Consider the following 26,265-nt stretch of genomic DNA (forward strand, 5'->3'; position numbering starts at 1 on the left):
CATGCTGCATATTTATGATCCTGGCACCCGTTCCGATCGTGACCTGGGCACGCCGCCGCCCGTTGCAACGGGTCAGTCCGTTACGCTGAGCATTGATGGTCAAAGCGTTGTCGTACCCGAAGGCACCTCGGTGATGCGCGCTGCCGCCATCGCCGGCATTCAGATTCCCAAACTGTGCGCCACCGATAATCTCGATGCTTTCGGTTCCTGCCGTTTATGCGCGGTCGAAATTGAAGGTCGGCGCGGTTTGCCAGCGTCCTGTACCACACCGGTGGCTGAAGGCATGAGCGTTACCACTCAAAACGAACGCATCGCCAAACTGCGTCGCAATGTGATGGAGCTGTATATTTCCGATCATCCGTTGGACTGCCTGACCTGTTCCGCCAATGGCGACTGTGAATTACAGGATATGGCCGGTGCGGTTGGCTTGCGTGAAGTGCGCTACGGCTACGACGGCAAAAATCACTTAGACGCCGACAAAGATACCAGTAACCCTTATTTCACCTTCGATGCCAGCAAGTGCATCGTCTGCTCGCGTTGCGTGCGCGCCTGCGAAGAAGTGCAGGGCACCTTCGCGCTGACCATCGACGGCCGCGGTTTCGATTCGCAGGTTGCCGCCGGTCAGGATGAAGACTTTATGGATTCCGAATGCGTGTCCTGCGGCGCTTGTGTTCAGGCCTGCCCGACCGCAACGCTGATGGAAAACTCGGTCATCGAACAGGGCCAGCCGGATCGTTCAGTGGTCACCACCTGCGCCTATTGCGGCGTTGGCTGTTCATTCAAAGCGGAGCTGAAAGGCAATACGGTAGTGCGCATGGTGCCGTTTAAAGACGGCCAGGCGAACCATGGCCATTCTTGTGTGAAAGGTCGCTTTGCCTTCGGTTACGCCACCCATCCGGACCGCCTGACCACGCCGATGATTCGCGATCATATCGACGAAGCCTGGCGACCGGTCAGTTGGCAAGACGCCATTCAGTTCGCCGCCGAACGCATTAAATCCATTCAAGCCAAACACGGCCGCAACAGTGTCGGCGGCATCACCAGTTCGCGTTGCACCAACGAAGAAGCTTATTTGGTGCAGAAGTTGGTGCGCACCGCTTTTGGCAATAACAACACCGATACCTGCGCGCGCGTCTGCCATTCGCCGACCGGTTATGGATTGAAACAAACCCTCGGTGAAAGCGCCGGTACCCAGACTTTTGACTCGGTGATGAAAGCCGATTGCATCATCGTCATCGGCGCCAACCCGACCGATGCGCATCCGGTATTCGGTTCGCAAGTGCGGCGTCGTTTGCGCCAGGGCGCGCAATTAATTGTCGCCGATCCTCGCGCTATCGATTTGTTGAAAACGCCCCATGGCACCGAAGGTTTGCACCTGCCGTTGCGTCCGGGTACCAACGTTGCTTTGGTGAATGCATTGGCGCATGTGGTGGTCAGCGAAGGCTTGGAAGATCGCCGCTTTATTGCCGAGCGTTGCGACGCCGATGAATACGCCGCCTGGAATGCATTTATTCGCGAACAACGCCATTCACCGGAAGCGACCGAAAGCATTACCGGCGTGCCGGCCGAGCGCGTGCGTGAAGCCGCGCGCTTGTATGCCACCGCTGGCAATGGCGCCATCTATTACGGCCTTGGCGTGACCGAACACAGCCAGGGTTCGACCATGGTGATGGGCATCGCCAACCTGGCGCTGGCGACTGGCAACATCGGTCGCGAAGGCGTTGGGGTGAATCCGTTGCGTGGTCAGAATAATGTCCAGGGCAGTTGCGACATGGGCAGTTTCCCGCACGAATTACCGGGCTATCAGCACGTGGCGCAAGACGATTCGCGCCAGCGTTTTGAAGCCGCCTGGGGTGTAACGATTGATCACGAACCCGGCTTGCGCATTCCCAATATGTTCGACGCCGCCATCGATGGCAGCTTTAAAGGGCTCTATGTTCAGGGCGAAGATATCGCTCAGTCTGACCCCAATACCCAGCATGTGGAACAGGCGCTTGGTTCGTTAGAATGTTTAATTGTTCAGGATATTTTTCTCAACGAAACCGCCAAGTTTGCGCATGTATTATTGCCTGGATCTTCCTTTCTGGAAAAAGACGGCACCTTCACCAACGCCGAGCGCCGCATTAATCGCGTGCGCAAAGTGATGCCGCCTTTAGCCGGCAAAGCCGACTGGGAAATCACTCAGGATTTGGCGAATGCTCTGGGTTACAAAATGGATTACCAACACCCGGAACAAATCATGGCCGAGATCGCCAGCCTGACGCCGACTTTTAAAAACGTCACTTACCAGAAGCTCGACGAACTGGGCAGCATTCAGTGGCCGTGTAACGACGACCATCCAAATGGCACGCCGATCATGCACGAGCAGGATTTCCCGATTGGCAAAGGCCGTTTTGTGGTCACCGATTATGTGCCCACCACCGAACGCACCAACCGTCGTTTTCCATTGCTGCTGACGACGGGTCGAATCCTCAGCCAGTACAACGTTGGCGCTCAGACAAGACGCACCGACAACCAGAGCTGGCACGACCAGGACTGGTTCGAAATACATCCACACGACGCCGACGAGCGTGGCATTAACGACGGTGACTGGGTCGGCATTACCAGCCGCAGTGGTGACACCGTGCTGCAAGCCAAGGTCAGCGAACGGATGCAACCGGGCGTGGTCTATACCACCTTCCATCACCCGGTCAGCGGCGCCAATGTCATTACCACCGACAATTCCGACTGGGCCACCAACTGCCCGGAATACAAGGTCACCGCTGTGCAATGTGAAAAAGTCGCCAACCCCAGTGCCTGGCAACAGCGACATCGCGAACACCATAAAAAGCAATGGGGCTTTTTGAAAACCGCCGTTGAATCCGACGCGACCGCAGTGAAATAAAGATGGCGATCAAGGCACTGACAGAAACCGACCACAGCGGTTACCGAATCGCTAAGCTAGGCGTGCGCAACCGCACTGATCGGGGCTGGAATGAAACGCAGCAAGACGACAGCCTGGCTGAAGAGTTGCCGGTGGCGTTTAGCTACAACGGCCAGACCCAGGCGGTAATGATGGCGACGCCGACCGACCTGGAAGACTTTGCTCTGGGGTTTAGTTTGAGCGAAGGCATTATCGAAAATGCCAAAGAACTCTACGATCTGAACCTGATTGACCATGGCAAAAAAGGCCTAGAACTCGACCTGCATATTCATGGCGCGCGTTTGGATGCGTTGAAACAGCAACGCAGAACCATGGCCGGTCCCAGCGGTTGTGGTCTCTGTGGCAAGGATTCGCTCGATCAGGTAATACGTGATTTGCCGAAGGTCACGCCAAGATCGCTACCGACGGCCGAGGCAGTGCAAGCTGCTTTGAATCAGTTGCAGCAGCATCAGCCCTTGCAACAACTGACCGGCGCCATTCACGCCGCGGCCTGGTGCGATGAAACGGGTACTATTAAAGCGGCGCGCGAAGATGTGGGCCGACACAATGCGCTGGATAAACTCATCGGCGCGTTAAGCCGCGAACAGATCAACACCGACAGCGGTTTTTTATTGTTATCAAGTCGCGCCAGTTTCGAGCTGATTGCCAAGGCCGCCCAGTGTGATTTGGGCGCGATGGTGACGGTCAGTGGCGCCTCCAGCCTGGCGGTACAACAGGCGAAAGACTATGGCATTCGCCTGGTCGGTTTTGCCCGTGATCAGCGTCAGTTGGCTTATTGCTGATAAACAGCGTCCGTTTTTTGAATGAGTGATTAGCATGAGTCATCGAACCCAAAACCTGATCAAGATGATCAACCAGATCGCCGATCATACCCCGATAAAAGATGGCGAAGAAAATGCCGCTGAAGTGGTTGCTGCACACGTCACTAAATTCTGGGCGCCACCGATGCGTGCAGACATCAAAGACTATCTGGAAACTGATGGCAGTGAATTAAATGCGTTGGCCGCTAAGGCTGTGCGTTTGCTGTAACCTTATTATTTCACAGTTTGCAAAAACGCTTGCCAGTCTTCCGGGGTATTCACATTGAGTTGCTCGTTCTCACTGAGCGATTCTTCCAGCCAGTAGCCGTTAAATTCTGTCATCAAGGCACGAATCGACCTGGGACCATCGGCCTGTTGCAACCAGTTGGTTAGCGTATCGAAAAGTTGCGTACTGGCCGGAATCGCCAAGGGAAGCGGTGAATGCTGGAACGCCACTGGTACCGCTTTGTCCGTTACGCTTATTGCCAGTTGACGCAATCGCGCTACCGGTAGCGCCGGCATATCCACTGGCATCAGCAACCAAAAGCTTATTTCAGGATGTTGTTGCAGAGCGCTATGCAACCCGGCCAAGGGCCCTTGGAAATCAGGCTGCTGATCCACGATGCCATCCGGCCCGCTAAGCCAGACCGGCAATTCCAAGCCGCTCAAGCGTTCGCGTTGCCAGTTCAGCAAGGTCGTGCCCGCCATGGGTAACTGGGCCTTATTACTGCCCATACGGCGGCTGCGGCCACCGGCGAGTAGCAAAATGGCGCCTGTTTTAATGTTCACGGAGTTGGCCCATTTCAATATCCGCTATTGGTATGAAAATTACGGTTGTGGTATGCGTTTCAATACCGGTGAGAGTTTGCTTTAAATTCAGGTAATCGGAAAGCTGCCGGGCGCTCAGTGCGATAAAAAAACGAATGCTAAAACGGGTATGAATGAGTGGCGGTGGTAAGGTATTGGTGTGTGCGTCAATTAGGAATATCGACAGTATGGGCCGAGATCGTTTATCGGACAGTGACCCCCAAACGAAAGTTTGGAAACGAGGCTGGGTGAGTTTTCTGATCCAATTACCGCCCTCCCTTTACGTACTGTTTGTCACCCTGCCGTTTTCACATTTGCTCAGCTTCGTTCTGTTTTTGCTGGGAATGTTTTTCTTTAATGCTCTCTACGTCGTGGTCCTCATAGAGCGTCCTGGCGTCTTTAAAGAATATAGAAATGCACGATTGTTGGTGACCTATGTCGTCATCGTCACCGCTATCTTGCTGCTCATCACTTTTGCACTGTGGCTGGCTGCTATTGTGTATAAATCTTGGGGGGCGCTATGACAGAACACTGTAAGACAAGCGGCAAAGTGGGGTTGTTGGTGCTGTTGATCGAGCTGGTATGGCCGGTACTGACCTACGCCAGTGATGATACCGCGCTGGTTCGGGCAGCGATTGAACAGTACGCCGCCGCGGTTCAAACGCAAGACGTGGATGCCATCATGGTTCTGGTGCCAGAGCGCGGGTTGTCTGATGCCGACCAATACATTGCCAGGGAGCGAATCTACTCAGGCCTGCAGGATGAGGCGTCCTATCTCTACCAAAATCTCTTTACACGTGATCCCATTGAGTGTCGGCAACCGGGCGGTTTTGCTCCGGCTTCCGATGCAACCTACTTCGATCATCTGGATGATTTCAGCCAGATTAAAGTCACGCAACACGATGTCTTTGACTTTTACTCAATCGCCTTTCCCCGCCTGATGGTCGAGGGCTGTGAAATATGGCGTTTCTACACGGAGATCTTTGTTGAGGACGGTCGCGCCTACTTCCACAGCTATTTTGCCCGCTAGTCCGGCCTTACCGCCCTTCCCGATTGTCATAACTCCCTGAAATTGCGACACTTCCGCCTGAATTGCCGGGGCGGGCTCTGTTGGCCGCCCGAGCTGTTTTCCTCTGAGGCGCGCGAATGACCGATCAAAGCACCGAATACACTGAAACCCTCTCGTTAAGCCAGTTCACCGAGAAGGCGTATCTGGACTATTCCATGTACGTCATTCTGGACCGGGCCTTGCCGAACATTGGCGATGGCTTGAAGCCGGTGCAGCGGCGCATTGTCTATGCGATGAGTGAGCTGGGCTTGCGCGCTTCGGCCAAGTATAAAAAGTCGGCGCGGACCGTCGGTGATGTGCTCGGTAAGTACCATCCGCACGGCGACAGCGCCTGCTACGAAGCCATGGTATTGATGGCGCAGTCGTTCTCTTATCGGTATCCGCTGGTCGACGGCCAGGGCAACTGGGGTTCGCCGGACGATCCCAAATCCTTTGCGGCGATGCGTTATACCGAATCGCGGTTGCACGCCCACGCGGCGCTGCTGCTCGAAGAGCTCGGCCAGGGCACCGTCGATTGGGTGCCGAACTTCGATGGCACCATGGAAGAGCCGGCGGTGCTGCCGGCACGCCTGCCGCATATTCTGTTGAACGGCACCACCGGTATTGCCGTGGGTATGGCTACCGACATTCCGCCGCACAACATCAGGGAAATCGCCGCGGCCTGCGTGCATCTGCTGGATACGCCCGATGCCTCGGTGGCGGATTTGATGCTGCATATCAAAGGCCCGGATTTCCCCACCGGCGGCGAATTGATTACGCCGCGCGAAGACATCCGCAAGATCTACGAAGGTGGTCGTGGCACGGTGAAGATGCGTGCCCGCTATCAGGTCGAAAACGGCGATATCGTGATTTACGAGCTGCCCTATCAGGTGTCCGGCTCCAAGGTGATCGAGCAGATCGCCCAGCAGATGCAGAACAAAAAGCTGCCGATGGTGTCGGATCTGCGCGACGAATCGGACCACGAAAACCCGACCCGTTTGGTGATCGAACCGCGCTCGAATCGCATCGATGTCGATGACCTGATGAACCATCTGTTCGCCACGACTGACCTGGAAAAAACCATCCGCATCAACCTGAATATGATCGGCATCGATGGCCGGCCGCAGGTGAAATCGCTGGACCACATTCTGCGCGAGTGGCTGGAATTCCGGACTACGACGGTGACCCGTCGTCTGCAGCACCGACTCGATAAGATTCTTGCCCGCTTGCATATTCTCGATGGTTTGTTGATCGCTTATCTGAACATCGATGAAGTGATCCACATCATCCGCACCGAAGACGAACCCAAGCAGGAAATGATCAAGCGCTTCGGGCTGAGCGAAATTCAGGCCGAAGCCATTCTGGAAATCCGCTTGCGTCAGTTGGCGAAACTGGAAGAGATCAAGATTCGCGGCGAGCAGGATGAGCTGTCGGCCGAACGCGATCGCATCGAAAAAACGCTGGGTTCAAAAGCGCGTTTGCGTACCCTGATCAAGAAAGAAATCCTCGCCGATGCCGATCAGTTTGGCGACGACCGCCGCACCCGTTTGGTGGTGCGCGAAGAGGCTCAGGCCTTTAACGAAAACCAGATTCTGCCGTCCGAACCGGTCACGGTGGTGCTGTCGAAAAAAGGCTGGATTCGTGCCGGCAAAGGCCACGATATCGATCCGCATGGTCTGAGCTATAAAGCCGGCGATGGTTTCGCCTTTGCCGGTCCCGGCAAGAGCAATCAGCCGACGGTGCTGCTCGATTCCACCGGCCGCACCTACACCTTGCCGACCCATACGCTGCCGTCAGCGCGGGGGCAGGGTGAGCCGATTTCCAAGACGGTTAACCCGCCACCGGGCGCAGAAATGAAAGGCCTGTTGATCGGCGAACCGGATAAGCAATATCTGCTGGCTTCGGACGCCGGCTACGGTTTCGTCGGCAAATTGAGCGATCTGACCGGTAATAAAAAAGCCGGCAAGGCGGTGCTGAGTTTGCCGACCAACGCTCAGGTGTTGCCGCCGTCACCCATCACGCAATTGGCCAGTGATTATCTGGCGGCGGTGACCAACGAAGGCCGTTTGCTGGTGTTCCCGGTGCGCGACTTGCCGGAGCTGGCCAAAGGTAAGGGCAACAAGATTATCAACGTGCCGGCGTCGCGCGCGGCCGAGCACGAAGAATTTATGGTTGCTGTTGTGGTGCTCGGTGCGGATGACACCCTGGTGGTGCATTCGGGCAAACGCAAACTGAAACTCAAAGGCGCTGACCTGGAGCACTATCTGGGTGAGCGGGGTCGCCGAGGTAATAAATTGCCGCGCGGTTTCCAAAGCGTGGCGAGTATGGATGTCGAACGCTAAGCTGATTGGGCATCGCCTGCGGTGCCCGCTACGTAGGCCGTCTTAATCGTATGGAGAAGGCGCAATGAGCCTGGATAGTCAGATTGCCAATTACTATGAAAAACTGGTGGTGGAAGACCTGCTGAAGCGCCCGGAAGCGCGCACGCTCGATGAAGAAACGCTGGCCGATATTGCCTGTCTGGCGTTGAGTAATCTGCCGGCGCGTTATTACCGCCATTCGGTGGATATGGCGTTTTTCCTGACGGTCAGCGCTTTGGCCAAGATGGAAGACGAAACCCGCGAGGCAGTCACCGACGCCGTCAATCGGGTGACCAGCGGCAGCCGGGACGCCGATTAACTCAACTGCTCATCGCACTGGTCGGGCATGCGCTCGGCCAGAAAATCAATAAAGGTGCGCACCTTGGACGACAGCAAACGCCGGCTGGTGTAGACCGCATACAGCTGTCCCGGTGTGGGTGAATAAGCCGGCAACACTTCCTCCAGCCGATCGTTTTCCAATTCGCGTCGCGCCATCTCCCGCGGCAATAAGGCCAGGCCCATGCCCGCCTGGGCCGCCGCCAGTAAGAGGTTTTCATTGTTGCTGGTCAGCACCGGTTTTAATGGTGCTCGCACTGTGCCTTCTGGTCCCTCCAGGCTCCATTGATCGCTCTGCTTGACCAGCGAATAGGTCAATGCATCGTGCTCCTCGAGTTGACTGATGGCGGTTGGGCGGCCGCGACGGTCGAGATAATCCGGTGCGCCGACCAGGGCAAATCCCAGCACCGTCAGCGGTCGGGCTATGAGATTGGGGCTGAGGTCATTACTGGCGCGCAATGCCAGATCGAAACCTTCTTCGACGATGTCGCTGAAACGGCCGCTGATATCCAGATCGAAGGTCACTTCCGGGTACAGCCGCCGGTAGTCCGCCAGCAGGCTGGTAAAGCGCGTATTGGCCAGCCAGATCGGGGCGGTCAGGCGGATGGTGCCGCTTGGGGTTACTGCCGAGCGGTTGACGATGGCGTCCATTTCATCGAGATCTTCCAGCAGCGTCTGGCAGCGTTCGTAGTACAACCGACCCGACTCGGTCAGGCTCAGATGGCGACTGTTGCGGTTCAGCAAGCGCGCATTCAGTCGCTGTTCCAGATGCATAACGTGCTTGCTGGCCATGGCTTTGGACAGTCCCATTTGCCGGGCTGCCGCGGCGTAGGTACCGGCTTCCACCACATTGGCGAAGACTTTCATGCTGGTCAGGGTATCCATAAGGTTTCCTGTCAGGAAATGTTGCGTGAATTTTAATAGTATTGATTGCTTTTCGGTAGCCGTCATATTGCGGGCACAGCTTTGATTAATAGCGCTAGGCTGACCTCAGCCAGCCAAAAGGAGCCAAACCATGTTGAAGATCGCCGTTATTCTGGGCAGTACTCGCCCGGGTCGTAATGCCAAAGCCGTTGCAGATTGGGTGTTGGCCGAAGCCAGCAAGCGCAGCGACGCTGAATTTAAACTGGTCGATATTGCCGACTTTAATCTGCCGCTGCTGGACGAGCCGGCACCGGCAATGATGCAGCAGTACACCAAAGAACATACCAAAGCCTGGTCGGCGGAAATTGCCCAGTACGATGGTTATGTCTTTGTCACCCCCGAGTACAACCATACCGTGCCGGGCGCGCTGAAAAACGCCCTCGATTACCTGAACGCTGAATGGAATAACAAAGTCGCCGGCTTTGTTGGGTTCGGCAGTGCTGGTGGTGTGCGTGCGGTTGAGCATCTGCGTCAGATCGCTTCTGAACTGCGCATGGCGCATGTGCGTGATCAGGTGCAATTGAGCCTGTTCACCGATTTCGAAAACTTCAGCGAATTCAAACCGCAAGCCATGCAGTTGGATGCGCTGACCGCCATGCTCAACGAACTGGTTGCCTGGACCGGGGCGATGAAAACCCTGCGCGACTGAATTTGATTTGATCAGGCCCGAGCCTGACAGAGGGACGCTGCCATTGAGCAGCCAAGCCGGCTAAATGCCGGCTTTTTTTATGGCGCGTGAACGCACCCGCCGGGCGTGAATTTGTTACACTGCGCGCCTTGTTGAAAGGAGCCGTTTTCATGTCCGATATCTTGCGCATCGCCACCCGGGAAAGCCCGCTTGCTCTGTGGCAGGCCGAATACGTCAAACAGGCTTTGGAGCGACTGCACAGCGATCTGACCATCGAACTGGTCAAGCTGACCACACGCGGCGACCAGATTCTCGATCAGCCGCTGGCTAAGGTCGGCGGTAAAGGCTTGTTTATCAAAGAGCTGGAGCGCGCCATTGAAAACGGCGAGGCTGATATTGCCGTGCACTCCATGAAAGACGTGCCCATGGTGATGCCGGAAGGCTTTGAGCTGGCGGTGATCTGCGAACGCGAAGACCCGACCGATGCCTTTGTTTCCAACAACTATGCGCATCTGAATGATTTGCCTCAGGGTGCCATTGTCGGTACCTCCTCGCTGCGGCGTCAGTCGCAATTGCTGGCGGCGCGGCCGGATCTGGAAATCCGCTTCTTGCGCGGCAACGTCGGCACCCGCCTGGGCAAACTCGATAACGGCGATTACGACGCTATCGTGCTGGCCTCGGCCGGTTTGCGCCGCTTGGAACTCGAACACCGCATTCGACACACCATCGATACCGAGCTCAGCCTACCGGCCGTCGGCCAGGGCGCTGTCGGCATTGAAATTCGTGCTGGCGATGAGGCCGTGCGTGAGCGCCTGCTGCCGTTGATGCACGCCGATACTCGTTTGCGTGTGACCGCTGAGCGCGCCATGAACCGCCGTCTGGAAGGCAGTTGTTCGGTGCCGATTGCCGGCTTTGCCGTGCTGGGTAATGGTCGTCTGAGTATGGAAGGCCGCGTTGGTCGGCCCGATGGCAAGACGTTGCTGCGCGCTCAGGGCGACGTCGCTCTGGCGGCCAGCGAAGCCGAACGTCTGGATCAGGCGTCAAAGCTCGGTTTGTCGTTGGCCGAAGAGCTGATCCAACAAGGCGCCGATGCCATTCTGGCGGAATTGGCCGACTGATGCGTCTGTTATTGCCCAAGCCGGAAACCGACTGGTCGCGTTGGCGCGCCGGTCTGGCGGCCTTGGACATTGAGCTGACGCTGGTCGATCCATGGCGACTGACCCGGCTTGAAGAAACGCCTGCTCAGCGCAGTTTGTGGCTGGAACTGGATCAGTTTGCCGGCGTTATCTGCGTCAGCCGTCGCGCCGCCGAAGCCTTAACCGAGGCGTTGGATCGCTACTGGCCAATGCCGCCGGTGCGCCTGCATTGGTTGTGCAACGGCCCGGCCACGGCCGAGGTGCTGGCGCAAGCCGATCTGGCGGCGCAATTTCCTGACTCGGCCAACACCGCCGAAGCGGTTTTAACACTGCCGTCCACGCGCGCGGTCGCTGGCCAGAAATGGTTGGTGGTCAAAGGCGAGGGCGGCCGCTCGGTGTTTGCCGAAACCCTGCAGCGTCGTGGCGCAGAAGTGACTGAAATGACCGTCTATCGACGTGCGCTGAAAGCCGAGGCGTTGATTGAGTTGTCCGCGCAGCGCGAGCAGGCAGACGCTATGCTGGTGTCCTCCCTGACCCTGGCTGAAGGCTTGCTGGCGCAGGATGCCGGTTGGCGTGATTGGCGCGGCCGTTGGTTGTTCAGCTCGGCGCGCCTGCTCGATTGGGCGCAGGAACAAGGCATCAATGGCGAAGACACCGGTGGTGCAGCGCTCGATATCGTTGCGCACTATTTGCAGCAAGGCTGAGGTGACGACGTGCTGTCGAACCTCGTACACTGTGCCGGTGCCCGGCCCAGCGGAGATTGAAGCGAGCCCATGACCGATCAAGATAAGCAGACCACGACGACTGATACGCCAGAGCCGGCGTCGTCCAAAACCGCGGAAGCTCATGCCGCCACAGCGCCACCCAAAGCAAAAGCCAAACCCCGTAAAACCAAGGCCCGCAAAGGCGGTGGTCGCGGCTGGCGTATTGTGCTGGTGCTGTTGATTGTGATTGGCCTGTTAGCCGCCGCCGGATACTACTGGGGTCGTCCTTATTATCAGCAGTTTATGGTGCAGTGGTCCGCCTGGACCAGCCTGCCACAACAGCAAGCCGGTCTGGCTGCTGAAGTGTCGCGGCTGAACGATGAACTGAATCGGGCCGAGCAGGCGCGCGATGATCTGCGCAGCGAACTCAATAACGCTCGCGACGAGATGGAGCAGTTGGTGGTCGATACCGCTCAGCGCCTGTCACGCCGCGACGACCTCGATGCCAACCAATGGCCGTTAGAAGAAGCGCTGGCGCTGCTGCGACTGGCCGAGCGTCGCCTGCAACTGGATGGCAATGCGCAGGTGGCGTTAAACCTGCTCGATGCCGCCGATCAGGTGCTGGCCGATCTGAGCGCCGCTGCGGTGTTGCCGGTGCGTCGGCAGATTGCGCAGGATCGTCTGGCGTTGCAGTCCATCGAGGCGCCGGATATTAACGGCCTCTATTTCCGGCTCGATGCCATTGATGAACGCCTGGCCGGCCTGCAATGGACGCCCGCGCAACGGCTGGCACCGGAGCAGCAAGAAGATACCGAAGCAGATCTTTCACCCTGGGCGGCGTTCCGCAACAGCCTGGGCAGCCTGGTGACCATCAGCCGTCTGGAAGCTGATCATCAGGCGTCGCCGCTGCTCGACGATTTCGAACGTTGGCGTCAGCACAGCCGTCTGCTGCTCGAAGAAGTGCAGCTGGCCTTGCTGTCGCGCGAGCAGCCGTTGTTCGATGCCGCCTTACGTCAGCTCAGTGAACAATTGGCGCCGATGCGCCAGGAACTGGATGTGCAGCCGCTGCTCGAGCAATTGGCTGAATTGGAAGGCACAGCATTGAACCCGGACTTGCCGGATATCAACGCCAGCGTCCAGGCACTGGAGAATTATCTGAGCCGTTCTGCCACGACGGAGGCTGACCAATGAGCCGTCTTGTCGTCAAAATCGTCCTGTGGTTCCTGCTGTTATTAGCCGCCGGTGTGCTGGCGCATTTTATGGTGCGCCATCCGGGCTACGTCATGCTGGCCTGGGGTCAGTGGATGGTCGAAATCACCCTCTGGGCGGCGCTCGGTCTGTTGGTCGTTGGCCTGTTGGCGCTGTGGCTGGTGCTGCGGTTGTGGCGCGGTGTGAATCCGGTGCGCTTAGTGCGGCGTTATCGCGACCATCGCGATCGTCGTGCCGCCCGGGTGGAAACCGAGCGCGCGGTTCGTGCCTGGCTGACCGGCGACGATGCCACCGCTTTGTCGGCGCTGAACAAGGTCGTCAAAGCCGGCGGTTCGGAGCGCCTGCCGCGCTTAATGACGTTGGTGCCTGATCGTAATCATCCCAGTTGGTCGGAACGGTTGGCCGACTTTATTGAAGCCGATCCGGGCATGGCGCTGGCGGCCTGGTCGCTGCAGGCTAATCAGCTGATTCAGCACGGCAACAGCCAGGCGCTGGTCGATCTGGTTGAACGTCAGCCGGAGCTGGCCGCGGTGCGTTTTATTCAGCCGCCTTATTGGCGCGCGCTGATTGATGAAGGCCAGGCCGACAAAGCACTGCGTCGTATCGAAGCGGCGCCGACGTTGAATCCGGACGATCGTGAACAGTGGCAACGGCTGGCCGGCCGCGCTTTGGTCGAACAAGCCTACGCCTTGGGCACGCCGAACAGTTCGGTGTTGAAAGCCTTGCCTCGCGGCATGCGCCAAAAGCCTGGGCTGGTCGCGACCGAAGTGCGTTGTCTGGCGCGGCATGAGCGCTTGAATGAAGCCTACGATCGGCTGAAAAAAGCCCTGGAACGCGCGCCTGCGGACGAACTTTGGCAGTTACTGGCTGAGCTGCCCTTTAACAACAGCGATGCCTTGCGTCTGGGTGAGTCGATCCTGACTCGCTCGCGCCAGCCGTCAGCCGCGGCGCAGACGGTCCTGGGTTTGCTCAGTGAGCGCGAGGCGCTGTGGGGGCAGGCGGAAAACTATTTGCAGGCGGCCTGGCAACAACAACCGTCGGTTCAGGCTGGCCAGGCACTGGCGGCGCTGTATGAGCGTCGCGGTGACAAAGACCGCGCCCTGACTATCTACAAACAACTGGCGGCCCAGCAGGCCGCTGCACCTGGAGCGCCGAACCTTGGCTGAGACTCTCAACATCAACAGCGCCGCTGATCGTCAGCAGCAGTACGCTGACTTATTGCCGCAATTGCGGGGCCTGATCAGTGGCGAGCCCAATCGTACCGCCAACCTGGCCAATCTCGCCGCTGCCATCCGTCAGACCTTCGGCTTTTTCTGGGTGGGTTTTTATCTGGTTGATGGCGATGAACTGGTACTCGGCCCGTTCCAGGGCGATATCGCCTGTACGCGCATTGGTTTTGGCCAGGGCGTGTGTGGTGCGGCCTGGCAGGAAGCGACCACTCAGTGGGTGCCCGATGTCGATGCCTTCCCGGGTCATATTGCCTGCAGCAGCCAGTCACGTTCGGAAGTGGTGGTGCCGGTTTTGGTCGATGACGACGTCGTTGCCGTGCTGGACATCGACAGCGACCAGCTTGATGACTTCACCGAAGCCGACGTCGAAGGCTTACAGGCCATCGCCAGCCTGTGCAGTGAACTGTTTCAAACTTCACAAGTGTAACAATCTTGTTACATGCCGCCGGTAACCATCGTTACCGGCTGTTACCCTCCGCACCGATTTTCTCCGCCAGGAACCACCCAGTGCTGCGCTTGTTGGCGACGGTTAAATACTGTGTCACTCACAGTAACACCGGTAACACTTTGCTTTGCCCTCTCCCTGTTAGCCTTTGTTACGCTCGGTTGCCTTTTTAGACGTGTCATTGACCTTCGCTGCAACTAGAGTCCCGGTGTTGGAAGGCGGTTGTACCGAGTCCGAACGATGCCCTTTCCAAATACTGGACCGGCAATTCCGGTTCGGTTTGCCTCGAAAACTAGTAAGAACAGCTAGTCACAACAACAACAGAAGGACTGAGCGATATGTTTAAGAAAACAATGATGGCAATGGCACTGGGTGGCACCCTGGCTGCTGGCGCTCAAGCTGGTGAAATCGAAGTGATGCACTGGTGGACCTCCGGCGGTGAAGCACGCGCTATTTCCGTATTGAAAGAAATGGTCGAAGACGAAGGCCATACCTGGATCGACTTCGCGGTCGCTGGTGGCGGCGGTGAAAACGCCTACACCGTACTGCGTTCACGCGCTGTGTCTGGCAACCCGCCGGCAGCGGCCCAGATCAAAGGTCTGGAAATTCAGGAATGGGGCGACCTCGGCTTCCTGGCCAGCCTGGATGACGTGGCTGAAGAAAATAACTGGGACGAGCAACTGCCGACCATCGTTGCTGACTACATGAAGCACGACGGCGAATACGTTGCCACTCCGGTCAACGTTCACCGCGTTAACTGGATGTGGGCTAACCCGGCGGTATTTGAAAGCGCTGGTGTTGAAATCCCGACCACTATGGACGAACTGTGGGCCGCTGCCGACGCGCTGAAAGCGGCCGGTGTTACTCCGATCGCTCACGGCGGTCAGGCTTGGCAGGACGCGACTACCTTCGAAAGCATTGTATTGGCTGTCGGTGGTGCGGACTTCTTCGAAGACGTCTTTGTTGACCACGATCAGGACGCGCTGCAAAGCGACACCATGATCGAAGCGCTGGAACAGTTTAAGCGCGTCAGCAACTACATCGACCAGGGCGCTCCGGGTCGTGACTGGAACGTAGCGACTGGCATGGTTATCCGTGGCGAAGCCGCTATGCAGTTCATGGGCGACTGGGCCAAGGGTGAATTCACCGCCGCTGGCATGGAGCCAGGCACCGACTACGTCTGTGCGCCGTTCCCGGGTACTGAAGATGCGTTCACTTTCAACATCGACTCTCTGGCGATGTTCAAACAGCCGAATGCAGACAGCACCGAAGCTCAGATGGCGATGGCTGCTCTGGTACTGTCCGATGAATTCCAGCAGACCTTCAACCTGAACAAAGGTTCTATCCCGGTTCGTACCGATATGGACATGAGCGCTTTTGACAGCTGTGCGGTACAAGCGATGGATGCTTTCAAATCAACCGCTGAAACCGGTGGTCTGGTTCCTTCCATGGCACACGGCATGTCTACCAGTTCCAGTGTTCAGGGTGCAATCTTCGATACTGTGACTGAGTACTTCAACTCTCGCAGCATGACTGCTGAACAGGCTGCCACTCAAATGGCTCGCGCTATCCGTGCGGCTCAGTAAGTGACATAAAACTGCATTAACGCAGTGCTAAAAGGCGGCGCATCCGCGCCGCCTTTTTATACCCAGACTGTTTCAAAAAGGGCTCAGTCGGCCAACCTGACTTTGCGCCGCTGAACTACTTTTTGAATCTGCTTTGTGTGAACGGACGGAAGACTTATGTCGGTAACAAGCAAAAAGGGGTTGGACTACTGGCTGCCCAAGCTGGTGTTGTCGCCCACGGTGGCCATTGCCATCATTTTTATCTACGGCTTTATTATCTGGACCAGCGTGATTTCGCTGACCGATTCGACCATTTTGCCGCGTTACGACTTCGTTGGTTTTGAACAGTACGTCAAGCTGTTCCAGAACCCGCGCTGGTTATCTTCGCTGTGGAATCTGGTGGTATTTGGTTCTCTGTTTATCGGTGTCTGTATGTTGGTGGGATTGGTGTTGGCCATCCTGCTGGATCAGCAGATCCGTGCTGAGGGTGCTTTGCGAACCGTTTATCTGTATCCGATGGCGCTGTCTTTCATCGTCACCGGTACGGTGTGGAAATGGTTGCTGAACCCGACCGTGGGTATCGAGCGGTTTGTTCATAACCTGGGTTGGGAAAGTTTCCAGTTCGACTGGATTGTTAACCCGGATATGGCCATCTACACGGTGGTGATCGCCGGGGTCTGGCAATCGAGTGGTTTTGTCATGGCGATCTTCCTGGCCGGTCTGCGGGGTATTGATACCTCCATCATCAAAGCGGCTCAGCTCGATGGTGCCAGCCTGTTTTCGGTGTACTCGCGCATCATTATTCCGTCCATGCGACCGGTGTTTTTCTCCGCCTTTATTATGCTGGCGCACCTGGCGATCAAGAGCTTCGATTTGATCGTTGCCTTGACCGGCGGCGGTCCGGGTAATGCCACCGACGTGCCGGCCATCTTTATGTATCAGTTCTCCTTCCAGCGTGGACGTCTGGGTGTGGGCGCGGCGTCGGCGGTCATTATGTTGATGACCATCCTGGCGATTCTGATTCCTTATCTGTACTCCGAATTGAGGAAGCCAAAAGATGCGTGATACCAGCAAACGTTACCAACCTGTTACCGGGCGCGCCATCCTCTACGGTGTCCTGATTATTGTGGCCGCTTATTATCTGCTGCCGCTGATTCTGATGATCCTGACATCGGTGCGTTCGATGGAAGACATCCGCATGGGGCAGCTCATTGCCTGGCCGGAGTCGTTCAGTTTGGAAGCCTGGCGTCAGGCCTGGAGTGAAGTGCAGATCGGTGCGCGCAGCGATACCGGTCTGAAACCTTATTTCCTTAACTCCATCAAGATTGTGATTCCGGCGGTGGCGATTTCCACCATCCTGGGCGCACTGAATGGTTATGTGCTGAGCTTCTTCAAATTCCGCGGCAGTGACTTCTTTTTTGCTGCGTTGTTGCTCGGTTGCTTTGTACCTTTCCAGGCCATTCTGTTGCCGCAATCTCAGTTGCTCGGCTGGTTGAATCTGGGCGGTACCATTCCCGGTCTGGTGTTGACGCACGTGGCTTACGGGGTGAGTTTTACCACCCTGTTCTTCCGCAACTACTACGTCAATTTGCCGCACGAACTGGTCAAAGCCGCCAAGCTCGACGGCGCCGGTTTCTGGACCATTTTCTTCCGCATCATTCTGCCGATCTCCACCCCCATTCTGGTGGTCACGGTGATCTGGCAGTTCACCCAAATCTGGAACGACTTCCTGTTTGGGGTGGTGTTCTCCGATCCGTCATCGCAGCCGGTGACCGTCGGTCTGAACAATATGGTCAACAGCACCACCGGTGAGACGCGTTACAACGTGGACATGGCCGGCGCCATCATCGCCGCGCTGCCTACCATCATCGTCTATGTCGTTGCCGGCAAGTATTTCGTACGCGGCCTGACGGCCGGGTCTGTTAAAGGTTAATGGAGTTCCCTCATGGCTGAACTGAACATCAAGAACGTCAATAAAAGTTTTGGCACCACCGATGTGCTCAAGGGCATCAACCTGGATATCCAGGACGGTGAATTCATCATCCTGGTCGGCCCGTCCGGCTGTGGTAAATCGACGCTGCTGAACTGCATCGCCGGTTTGGAAGATGTTACCTCTGGCGACATCATGATCGGTGACGACAACGTCACCTATGCCGCGCCGAAAGATCGCGACATCGCCATGGTGTTCCAGAGCTACGCGCTCTATCCGAACATGAACGTGCGTAAGAACATCGCCTTCGGTTTGGAAATTCGCAAGATGCCGAAGGAAGAGATCAACACAGAAGTGCAGCGTGTTGCCAAGCTGCTGCAGATTGAAAATCTGCTCGATCGCAAACCATCGCAACTGTCTGGCGGTCAGCGTCAGCGTGTTGCCATGGGTCGTGCTTTGGCGCGTCGTCCCAAGACTTATTTGTTCGATGAGCCGCTGTCGAACCTCGACGCCAAACTGCGTGTCGAGATGCGTACCGAAATGAAGAAACTGCACCAGCGTCTGGGCACCACCATCGTTTACGTGACGCACGATCAGATCGAAGCCATGACCCTGGCCGATCGCATCGCCGTGATGAAAGACGGCATCGTCCAGCAGTTCGGCACGCCCCAGGAAGTCTATGACGATCCGGCCAACATCTTTGTCGCTGGTTTTATGGGTTCGCCGTCGATGAACTTCCTGGAATGCGCTGTGATTAAAACGGCGAACGGCTTTGCGGTACAGATCGAATCTCAGGGTAAAAACTTCGAGCTGCCGGTTGATCCGAGTCAGGCCGACCTGTCTGCACACGAAGGCAAAAACGTCGTGCTGGGCATTCGCCCGGAGCAAATCACTCACGTGATGCCGCATGTTGAAACCCAGCCGTTTGTCACCCGTGTGCCGGTGAAGATCGAAGTCACCGAACCGACCGGCGCCGACACCCTGGTGCTGACGCACATCAACGGTCAGGAATGCGAATGCCGGGTACACCCGACTGAAGCGGGCAAGCCGGGCGAACAGATGGACTTGCTGTTCAATATGAGCAAGGCAGTGTTCTTCGACGCTCAGACTGAAAACCGTATCTAAACACTGACGAACGCCGTTCAGGTGTTCGTGCCGAATGATAGGCAAACCCTTAGCGTGGCTTCCGGCCACGCTTTTTTTATGCCTGCCAATTACAAAAAATCAGCAAAGCCGCTAATGACTCGCTAGACTCTGGCCGAAACAGGATGTAGCCAAACAGTACGGATAAGCATGGTGGAGAAGGTAAAACAGTCTGCTGACAGCGATGACAATCAGACGGGGACAATAGACGCTTCGGTTTGGTTAACGCATTTGCCACTGGTGCTCTACGATGCAGTGGTTTCTGAACACAATCCTGATTTATGGCGCCTGTTGAGTGTCAGCCCGGCGGTGGAAGAGCTGACCGGTTATCCGGCGTCGGACTTTATCGGTGCCCATCCCACTCGCTTCCTCTATGAAATGATTCATCCGGACGATCGGGTTCGGGTGGGGGCTGAGTATGATCGCAGCCGCATTACCGAAAGCCCGATCAGTCTGCGTTACCGGATCAAGCACTGTGATGACGGCTATCGCGCCGTCGAAGAGCGCTCGTCGTTCAAACGTGACGCCAAGGGGCAACTGCATGCTTATGGCGCTTTGCTCGATGCCGATCAGTTGCAGCGCCAGTCGAAACGCCATGCCCAATTGGATGCGGGGTTGGAAAACCTCAATGCCGATGTTGCTATTGCCACCGGTCAGGCTTTTTTGGAGAGCCTGTGCCGGCGCCTGGCCTATTTGTTGAGCATTCGTCAGGTTGCCATCATGCGCGTGGTTGAAGGCAACAATCTGGAAACTCTGGCGCGGGTACACGACGGATTATTGATTGCCCCCTATACGGTTTTGACCAGCTCCTCCCAGTTGTCGGTGATACAGCAGCAGACTCGTGCTGAATTTTTACTCGACGCTTCTATGCTGAAGGGGTTCAGTAATCTCGATGAACTGACGCATACCATCGTTATCCGGCTCGACAATCATCAGGGCCAGTGGCTGGGTGCCTTGCTGCTGTTACATGATCAGCCGTTTACCACCAGTCAGACACTCGATCGGGTGCTGGAACTTTATACCGACCGGGCCATTACCGAGATTGAACGGCTCGGCCTGGAGCGTCAGTTACAGGAAAGCGATGCGCGTTATCGCGCCTTTTTTGATACCGCTGTGCAGCCAGCGCTGGTAATTGATCCGCACGGCCGGGTGACCAACTTCAATCAGGCGGCGCGACGCCTGTTTGAAGTCGGTGATGGAGAAGATCTGCAACTGGCTGATTTGCTGCCGCGTCATCAACCCGATGGCCGTGGTTCGCTCTATCAATTACTGCGTCGGGTCCGTGAGGCTCGCCACAGCGGCGCGGTGCCCAGTCAATGGCAGATGCATACCCTGGGCGGGCGTGAGTTGACGGTGACCCTGCACATCTCACCCACCATGATGAATCAGACCGAGCGCGCGCTGCTGACCATCGAAGACATCACCGACCGACTCAAAGCCGAACTGGTGCTGGCGGAACAAAACCGCCTGATGAATGAACGCCAAAGTCGCTTGCGCGGTTTGGTGCGGCTGGCTACCGAACTCGAACGTCAGGGCGATTTGAACGATTTCTTGCACGCCTGCTTGCAGGAATTGCTGCGTCAGGATGGCTGTCGTGAGGTGGCATATTACCGGGTCGAGCGCGAGGTGTGGCGGCACAATTTAAACGATCCGCAACAACCCAGTCACAGCCTGGCGTATCACACCCAAGCCATTCAGAGCGTTATCGATAGCGGCGAACTGCTGTTGCAGCAAGGGCCGGAACCCTGGGTTTATTTGCCGCTTTTCGATAGCGGTGCGGCGGTGGCTGTGTTGGTGATCGGCAGCCGCGAATCGGGTTTTAGTGACCGTGAGTTTATGGATTTGTTGTACCAGACCATCGGTTTGGCATTCGACAATCTGATGCAGCGGTTGACGTTGCACCAACAGGCGATGCAAGACAGCCTGACCAGCCTGGGGAATAGAGCGCAATTGCATCGCTGGATCCGGGAATCTCTGGAGCAGAAACCGGAGCAGACGGCCTCCTTATTGTTGTTCGATTTAAACCGCTTCAAGGAAATCAACGACACTCTCGGGCATCACTTTGGCGATCGGCTGCTGTGCGAAATTGGGCCGCGCATTGTTGAGGTATTGAACCGTGATGACACCTGGGGCATCGCTCGCCTCGGTGGCGATGAGTTTGCGGTTTTTCTGCCCGACCAAACACCGGCGCAGGCTTTGGCGCTGGCTGAATTAATTGGTGAAGCGCTGCGCGAAGCCTATTTGATCGACACCATGAAGTTGCAGGTTGAGGCCAGCATTGGACTGTCGCATTACCCGCTACAGGGTAAGGACGGTCACGAACTGCTGCGCTGCGCCGACGTTGCCATGTACGCCGCCAAAAGCAAAGGTCAGGCGGTGGTGGTGTTTAATGCCGATCTCGATGCCAGTACACCGCAACGTATTGCTGTGCTGTCTGAGCTCGATCAGGGCTTGCAGGCCGGCGATTTATGGGTGGCTTATCAGCCGGTTATTTGTTCCAGCGATGGCCGGGTTACCGGTTTGGAAGCGCTGGTGCGCTGGCGTCATCCGGAGCTGGGTGAATTATCGCCGGCTGACTTTATTCCCATCGCGGAAATGGGACAGGGCATCCGGCAGATTACCGACTTTGTGTTGCGCACCAGTCTGGCCATGGTGGCGCAGTGTCGTCGTCAGGTAAAACCGGATCTCTATATGGCGGTGAATTTATCGTCGCGCGTTTTGCTCGACCATGCGTTGCCGCAACAGGTCGCGGCGTTGCTGGACGATTTTGATTTGCCCGGTTCAGCCCTGGTGTTGGAATTAACCGAAAGCACCTTGCTGTCCGATCCATTGCGCGCGGTCGATATTATTGAGCAGTTGGCGGAGTTGGGCGTGCAACTGGAAGTGGATGATTTTGGTACCGGTTATTCATCCCTGGCTTATTTAAAATCCTTGCCCATCCATGCGCTGAAAATCGACAAGAGTTTTATCGCCGATCTGTTGGAAGACCCTCAGGATCGCATCATCGTCGAATCGACCATCAAGATGGCGCACAACCTGGGTCTGGAAATTATCGCTGAAGGCGTGGAAGACGAAGCCACCCTGGTTGAGCTGGTTAAAATGCAGTGCGATGCGATTCAGGGTTACTACTTTTCCAAGCCGTTGGCGGCGGATGATTTGGTGGTGTGGTTGCAACGTAATCTGTGAAGATTAGGCGGGAGATGCTGAACGGGAGACGGGAGACGCTGTTTTGCGTCTCCCGTCTCCCGTCTCTCGTTACGCGTCGAGCCGCGCCAAGGCGCGCTTCGCTGCGGCGCGCACCTGATTCGGTGCCGTGCCGCCGAGGTGATCGCGAGCCGCGACCGAGCCTTCCAGTGTTAACACCTCAAACACATCGTCGCTGATGGTGTCGCTGAACTGCTGCAGTTCTTGCAGCGACATCTCGCTCAAGTCCTTGCCGCTGTGCAGACCGTAAGCGACGCTTTTGCCGACCACTTCGTGCGCATCGCGAAACGCCATGCCTTTTTTCACCAGGTAGTCGGCGAGGTCAGTGGCGGTGCTGTAACCGCGCAAAGCGGCAGCGCGCATGCTGTCTTTTTTCGGTTCGAGGTGCGGCACCATATCGGCGAACGCACGCAGGCAACCGGCGAGGGTATCGACGGTGTCGAACAGCGGTTCTTTGTCTTCTTGATTGTCTTTGTTGTAGGCCAGCGGCTGGCTTTTCATCAGCGTCAGCAGACTCATCAGATGGCCGTAGACGCGGCCGGTTTTACCGCGCACCAGCTCTGGCACGTCCGGGTTTTTCTTTTGCGGCATGATCGACGAGCCGGTGCAGAAGCGATCCGGCAGGTTGATAAAGTCGAACTGCGCCGAGGTCCACAACACCAATTCTTCGGACATGCGCGACAGATGCATCATCAGCAGCGAACCGGCGTGGGTGAATTCGATGGCGAAATCGCGATCGGAAACCGAGTCCAGGGAATTCTCGGTGGGCTTGTCGAAGCCGAGCAATTCGGCACTGCGCGCTCTGTTGATCGGGTAGGTGGTGCCCGCCAAAGCGGCGGCGCCCAGCGGCAGAACATTGACTCGCTTACGGCAATCGATAAAACGTTCGGCATCGCGTTGCAGCATTTCGTTCCAGGCCAGCAGGTGATGACCGAAAGTGACCGGCTGCGCCGTCTGCAAATGGGTGAAACCGGGCATGATGGTGTCGGCCTGTTGTTCGGCGAGGGTGATCAGGCCACGCTGCAGCCGGTTCAGTTCGCCGACCAAACCGTCGATGGCCGCGCGCAGATAGAGCCGGATGTCGGTGGCAATCTGGTCGTTGCGCGAACGACCGGTGTGCAGCTTTTTACCGACCGGACCGATCTTGGCCGTCAGCGCCGCTTCGACATTCATATGCACGTCTTCCAACGCCACCGACCACTGCTGGCGGCCGGCTTCGATGTCGGCTTCCACCGCTTTCAAGCCGTCGACAATGGTGCGGCCTTCGTCCTCGCTCAGCACGCCGACTTCGGTCAGCATGGTGGCGTGGGCGATGGACCCGGCGATGTCGTGGCGGTAAAGGCGCTGGTCAAAACCGATGGAGGCGGTGAATTCGGCCACGAAGGCATCGGTTGCTTCGCTGAAGCGTCCACCCCAGGCAGCGTTGGTGTCCTTATTGTTGGTGTCAGACATGACAAAGAGATTCCGGCAAAGATTCAGTGCGCATTATATAGCCGCTGCCGTCGCTGGCTATGGTGGTCGCTGCAAAACTGCCTTGCGGGTTATGCAGAGCAGCACTAGCAAAGTCAGTCGGTTTTACTGTGACAATGGGTAAAATTTTGTCGTGTTTTTGATGGCGAACTGGCGCTGATGGTCTATAAAGAGGGAATCTTCCACGGGTGTGATCAGGAGAGGTGAAGATGAGCACCGAGTCTACGTCGAAAACCGAGGCCCAGAAGGACAGCGGCCAAGCCCCGAAAAGTCGTGATGAATTGCGTGCCAAGGTCGCCAGCGATGTCGAAGCGTTTTTGGCGGCCGGCGGTGAAGTGAAAGAAGTCGAGCGCGGCAAACGTGCCGACCCACCCAAGGCGCCCTCCAACCAATACGGCAGCCGGCCGATTTAACGGCCGTTGTCAGCCTCAGGTGTCGGTTTAAAGGCTGTGTTTCAAAATTTGCATCATTGAAATTCCCTTACCAAAATCGACGCTGCAATCGCATAATCTTGTAACATAACAACAAATGGCCGTTTGCCACTGACATTTTTTGTCTGCCTATTGCGCGGATAGACTGTGTCGGTAACAGGCGGACGGCCGGTTGTTGGCTAGGTCATTTACTGTCAGTGCTTTTGTTGCGGGCTTTTTCGCCGAATGATGGTGCTGTCCAGTCTTTCCCCCGGGCGGCGTCAATGTGGTTTTCTTTCAGCTCGGTTTCCGCTTTATGGCTTTGTCAAAAATATATTGACGTTTTGTCGTTTCAAGACGCACGCCGTTGCGGCTTAGACTGGTTGGGCCTAACACGCTGGACCAACCGCTGGAGTCGAAACCGTCATGGCCGCTTTTTCCCCCAATGCTCATCTCGATCTGGGCACACCCCTGTTGCTCGAATTTGCCGTTCGCCGTGAAGAAGGCGAGTTCGCCCGTAACGGTGCCTTCGTTGCCCGGACCGGCGAGCGCACCGGGCGCTCACCCAAGGACCGCTTTATTGTCGACGTCCCCGGCAGTCGCGATGAAATCGATTGGGGCACAGTCAACCAGCCTTATCCGGCGGATCGGTTCGATGCATTATGGCGCCGCGTCAGTGACTATCTGCAAAGCCGCGAACATTTTGTCAGCCATCTGGAAGTCGGTTCAGCCGCCGAGCATGCGCTGCCGATTACTGTCACCACCGAGTTGGCCTGGCATCAGGTGTTTGCCCGCAATCTGTTTATCGTGCCCGAGCACTGGAATGAGCGCGGCAAGAACGTCTGGCAGGTGCTGAATGTCCCGTCCTTTGTGTGCGATCCGGACCGTGACGGTACCAACAGCGATGCGGCGGTAATTATCAATTTCGAAGAACGCCGCGTATTGATCGCCGGTATGTACTACGCCGGTGAAATGAAAAAGGCGCTGTTCTCGGTGCAGAATTTCTTGCTGCCGGCGAGCGAAACGCTGCCCATGCATTGCTCGGCCAATGTCGGTGACGATGGTAAAACCACGCTGTTCTTCGGCTTGTCCGGCACCGGTAAAACCACCCTTAGCGCCGACCCGGATCGCTTCTTGATCGGCGATGACGAACACGGCTGGGGTCCGGGCGTGGTGTTCAATATTGAAGGCGGTTGCTACGCCAAGTGCATCGATCTGTCGGCCGAAAACGAGCCGGTGATCTGGAATGCCATTCGCTTTGGCACCATTCTGGAAAACGTTGTGCTCGATGCCGACCGCGACCCGGATTACCGCGACGACAGCCTGACGCAGAATTCCCGCGCGGCTTACCCGCTGGAACATATCGATAAGCGCCAGCCGACCAATCAGGGGGAAGAACCCAGCGCCGTTGTGTTCCTGACCTGCGACCTGAACGGCGTGCTGCCGCCGGTATCGAAACTGACCAAGGAAGCGGCGGCCTATCACTTCTTGAGTGGTTACACCGCCTTGGTGGGTTCTACTGAAATGGGCGCGGGTTCTGGCATCAAGACGACTTTTTCCACCTGCTTCGGCGCGCCCTTCTTCCCGCGCCCGGCCGGTGTTTATGCTGACTTGTTGATGAAGCGCATCGAAGCGGCCGGCACCGATGTCTACCTGGTCAATACCGGCTGGACCGGCGGCGCCTACGGACAAGGCAAACGCTTCAGCATTCCGGTGACGCGGGCGGTGATCAGCGCCATCACCAGTGGCGCTTTGTCCGGCGTTGAAACCCGTCACCTGGATGCCCTGAACCTGGATGTGCCGGTGGCCGTACCAGGCGTTGACAGCCAGTTGCTCGACCCACGTCAGACCTGGGACGACGGCGCCGCTTACGATGCGCGGGCTGCGGCGCTGGTGGCCGAGTTCAAAGCGAACTTTGCCAAGTACGACGTCGCCGATGCCATCGTCGCCGCTGGTCCACAAGGCTGATTGCTGACAGACCCGAGCGATAAAAC

General features: G+C 56.9%; 23 protein-coding genes. 20 read left to right on the top strand and 3 right to left on the bottom strand.

Annotated elements, in window-relative coordinates; genetic code table 11:
- Position 1 precedes the first annotated feature (1 nt).
- From fdhF to ABMA60_RS05050, 3 genes are read left to right on the top strand one after another with little or no spacing between them, the layout of a single operon-like run.
- Entirely contained in the window at positions 2 to 2,884 is a 2,883-nt protein-coding gene (fdhF, locus tag ABMA60_RS05040) for a formate dehydrogenase subunit alpha (RefSeq protein ID WP_392799622.1), read from the top strand.
- Positions 2,885 to 2,886: 2 nt separating this feature from the next.
- Complete coding sequence (gene fdhD / locus ABMA60_RS05045; protein ID WP_392799625.1) at positions 2,887 to 3,705, top strand: formate dehydrogenase accessory sulfurtransferase FdhD; 819 nt, start codon at positions 2,887 to 2,889, stop codon at positions 3,703 to 3,705.
- Between the two features lie 34 nt (positions 3,706 to 3,739).
- A complete protein-coding gene (locus ABMA60_RS05050) occupies positions 3,740 to 3,952 on the top strand; it encodes a formate dehydrogenase subunit delta (RefSeq protein WP_392799628.1) in 213 nt (70 codons plus the stop codon).
- Between the two features lie 5 nt (positions 3,953 to 3,957).
- On the opposite strand, the gene ABMA60_RS05055 is transcribed toward ABMA60_RS05050, so the two are convergent.
- Positions 3,958 to 4,512 carry a molybdenum cofactor guanylyltransferase gene (locus tag ABMA60_RS05055; RefSeq protein WP_392799631.1) on the bottom strand — a complete coding sequence of 185 codons (555 nt, stop codon included), beginning with the start codon at positions 4,510 to 4,512 and terminating at the stop codon, positions 3,958 to 3,960.
- A 266-nt stretch (positions 4,513 to 4,778) separates the two neighbouring features.
- Between ABMA60_RS05055 and ABMA60_RS05060 the strand changes: the two genes are divergently transcribed.
- From ABMA60_RS05060 to ABMA60_RS05075, 4 genes are all read left to right on the top strand, one after another.
- Positions 4,779 to 5,054, top strand: coding sequence for a hypothetical protein (locus ABMA60_RS05060; protein ID WP_392799634.1), 276 nt, complete (start codon positions 4,779 to 4,781; stop codon positions 5,052 to 5,054).
- Entirely contained in the window at positions 5,051 to 5,560 is a 510-nt protein-coding gene (locus ABMA60_RS05065) for a hypothetical protein (RefSeq protein ID WP_392799637.1), read from the top strand. Before ABMA60_RS05060 ends, ABMA60_RS05065 begins: the two co-directional genes overlap by 4 nt.
- A gap of 116 nt (positions 5,561 to 5,676) precedes the next feature.
- Positions 5,677 to 7,920 (top strand): DNA topoisomerase IV subunit A, encoded by a 2,244-nt coding sequence (parC, locus tag ABMA60_RS05070; protein ID WP_392799640.1) that lies wholly within the window; start codon positions 5,677 to 5,679, stop codon positions 7,918 to 7,920.
- A 64-nt stretch (positions 7,921 to 7,984) separates the two neighbouring features.
- Positions 7,985 to 8,257, top strand: a complete 273-nt coding sequence (locus tag ABMA60_RS05075; RefSeq protein WP_392799644.1) for a late competence development ComFB family protein — start codon at positions 7,985 to 7,987, stop codon at positions 8,255 to 8,257.
- Here the strand turns inward: ABMA60_RS05075 and ABMA60_RS05080 are convergent.
- Positions 8,254 to 9,159, bottom strand: a complete 906-nt coding sequence (locus ABMA60_RS05080; RefSeq protein ID WP_392799647.1) for a LysR family transcriptional regulator — start codon at positions 9,157 to 9,159, stop codon at positions 8,254 to 8,256. The genes ABMA60_RS05075 and ABMA60_RS05080 overlap by 4 nt on opposite strands.
- Positions 9,160 to 9,289: 130 nt before the next feature.
- On the opposite strand from ABMA60_RS05080, the gene ABMA60_RS05085 reads away from it, so the two are divergent.
- The 11 genes from ABMA60_RS05085 (at position 9,290) to ABMA60_RS05135 (ending at position 22,373) form a co-directional block, all read left to right on the top strand.
- Positions 9,290 to 9,847: an NADPH-dependent FMN reductase gene (locus tag ABMA60_RS05085; protein ID WP_392799650.1), complete on the top strand. Its 558-nt coding sequence runs from the start codon at positions 9,290 to 9,292 to the stop codon at positions 9,845 to 9,847.
- A gap of 149 nt (positions 9,848 to 9,996) precedes the next feature.
- On the top strand, positions 9,997 to 10,944 hold the full coding sequence (gene hemC / locus ABMA60_RS05090) for a hydroxymethylbilane synthase (protein WP_392799653.1): 948 nt from the start codon (positions 9,997 to 9,999) through the stop codon (positions 10,942 to 10,944).
- Positions 10,944 to 11,666: a uroporphyrinogen-III synthase gene (locus ABMA60_RS05095; RefSeq protein ID WP_392799656.1), complete on the top strand. Its 723-nt coding sequence runs from the start codon at positions 10,944 to 10,946 to the stop codon at positions 11,664 to 11,666. Before hemC ends, ABMA60_RS05095 begins: the two co-directional genes overlap by 1 nt.
- Positions 11,667 to 11,735: 69 nt before the next feature.
- Positions 11,736 to 12,857: a uroporphyrinogen-III C-methyltransferase gene (locus tag ABMA60_RS05100; protein WP_392799659.1), complete on the top strand. Its 1,122-nt coding sequence runs from the start codon at positions 11,736 to 11,738 to the stop codon at positions 12,855 to 12,857.
- Entirely contained in the window at positions 12,854 to 14,041 is a 1,188-nt protein-coding gene (locus ABMA60_RS05105; protein ID WP_392799662.1) for a heme biosynthesis protein HemY, read from the top strand. Before ABMA60_RS05100 ends, ABMA60_RS05105 begins: the two co-directional genes overlap by 4 nt.
- The gene (locus tag ABMA60_RS05110) at positions 14,034 to 14,531 is read left to right on the top strand and encodes a GAF domain-containing protein (RefSeq protein WP_392799665.1); all 498 of its coding nucleotides are present in this window, start codon (positions 14,034 to 14,036) and stop codon (positions 14,529 to 14,531) included. The genes ABMA60_RS05105 and ABMA60_RS05110 overlap by 8 nt, the downstream gene beginning before the upstream one ends.
- Positions 14,532 to 14,887: 356 nt before the next feature.
- Positions 14,888 to 16,135, top strand: coding sequence for an ABC transporter substrate-binding protein (locus tag ABMA60_RS05115; RefSeq protein WP_392799667.1), 1,248 nt, complete (start codon positions 14,888 to 14,890; stop codon positions 16,133 to 16,135).
- Between the two features lie 156 nt (positions 16,136 to 16,291).
- Complete coding sequence (locus tag ABMA60_RS05120) at positions 16,292 to 17,179, top strand: carbohydrate ABC transporter permease (RefSeq protein ID WP_392799671.1); 888 nt, start codon at positions 16,292 to 16,294, stop codon at positions 17,177 to 17,179.
- Entirely contained in the window at positions 17,172 to 18,047 is an 876-nt protein-coding gene (locus tag ABMA60_RS05125) for a carbohydrate ABC transporter permease (protein WP_392799674.1), read from the top strand. Before ABMA60_RS05120 ends, ABMA60_RS05125 begins: the two co-directional genes overlap by 8 nt.
- Positions 18,048 to 18,059: 12 nt before the next feature.
- On the top strand, positions 18,060 to 19,169 hold the full coding sequence (locus ABMA60_RS05130; protein WP_392799677.1) for an ABC transporter ATP-binding protein: 1,110 nt from the start codon (positions 18,060 to 18,062) through the stop codon (positions 19,167 to 19,169).
- A gap of 168 nt (positions 19,170 to 19,337) precedes the next feature.
- Complete coding sequence (locus tag ABMA60_RS05135) at positions 19,338 to 22,373, top strand: EAL domain-containing protein (protein WP_392799679.1); 3,036 nt, start codon at positions 19,338 to 19,340, stop codon at positions 22,371 to 22,373.
- Between the two features lie 69 nt (positions 22,374 to 22,442).
- On the opposite strand, the gene argH is transcribed toward ABMA60_RS05135, so the two are convergent.
- On the bottom strand, positions 22,443 to 23,843 hold the full coding sequence (argH, locus tag ABMA60_RS05140) for an argininosuccinate lyase (RefSeq protein ID WP_392799681.1): 1,401 nt from the start codon (positions 23,841 to 23,843) through the stop codon (positions 22,443 to 22,445).
- Positions 23,844 to 24,070: 227 nt separating this feature from the next.
- Here argH and ABMA60_RS05145 point away from each other — a divergent pair, with 227 nt between their 5' ends.
- Positions 24,071 to 24,274, top strand: coding sequence for a hypothetical protein (locus tag ABMA60_RS05145; RefSeq protein ID WP_392799683.1), 204 nt, complete (start codon positions 24,071 to 24,073; stop codon positions 24,272 to 24,274).
- A 423-nt stretch (positions 24,275 to 24,697) separates the two neighbouring features.
- Complete coding sequence (locus tag ABMA60_RS05150) at positions 24,698 to 26,239, top strand: phosphoenolpyruvate carboxykinase (RefSeq protein WP_392799685.1); 1,542 nt, start codon at positions 24,698 to 24,700, stop codon at positions 26,237 to 26,239.
- The last annotated feature ends 26 nt before the right edge of the window (positions 26,240 to 26,265 follow it).

Source organism: Saccharospirillum sp. HFRX-2, from assembly GCF_043196805.1.
Taxonomy (GTDB): domain Bacteria; phylum Pseudomonadota; class Gammaproteobacteria; order Pseudomonadales; family Natronospirillaceae; genus Saccharospirillum.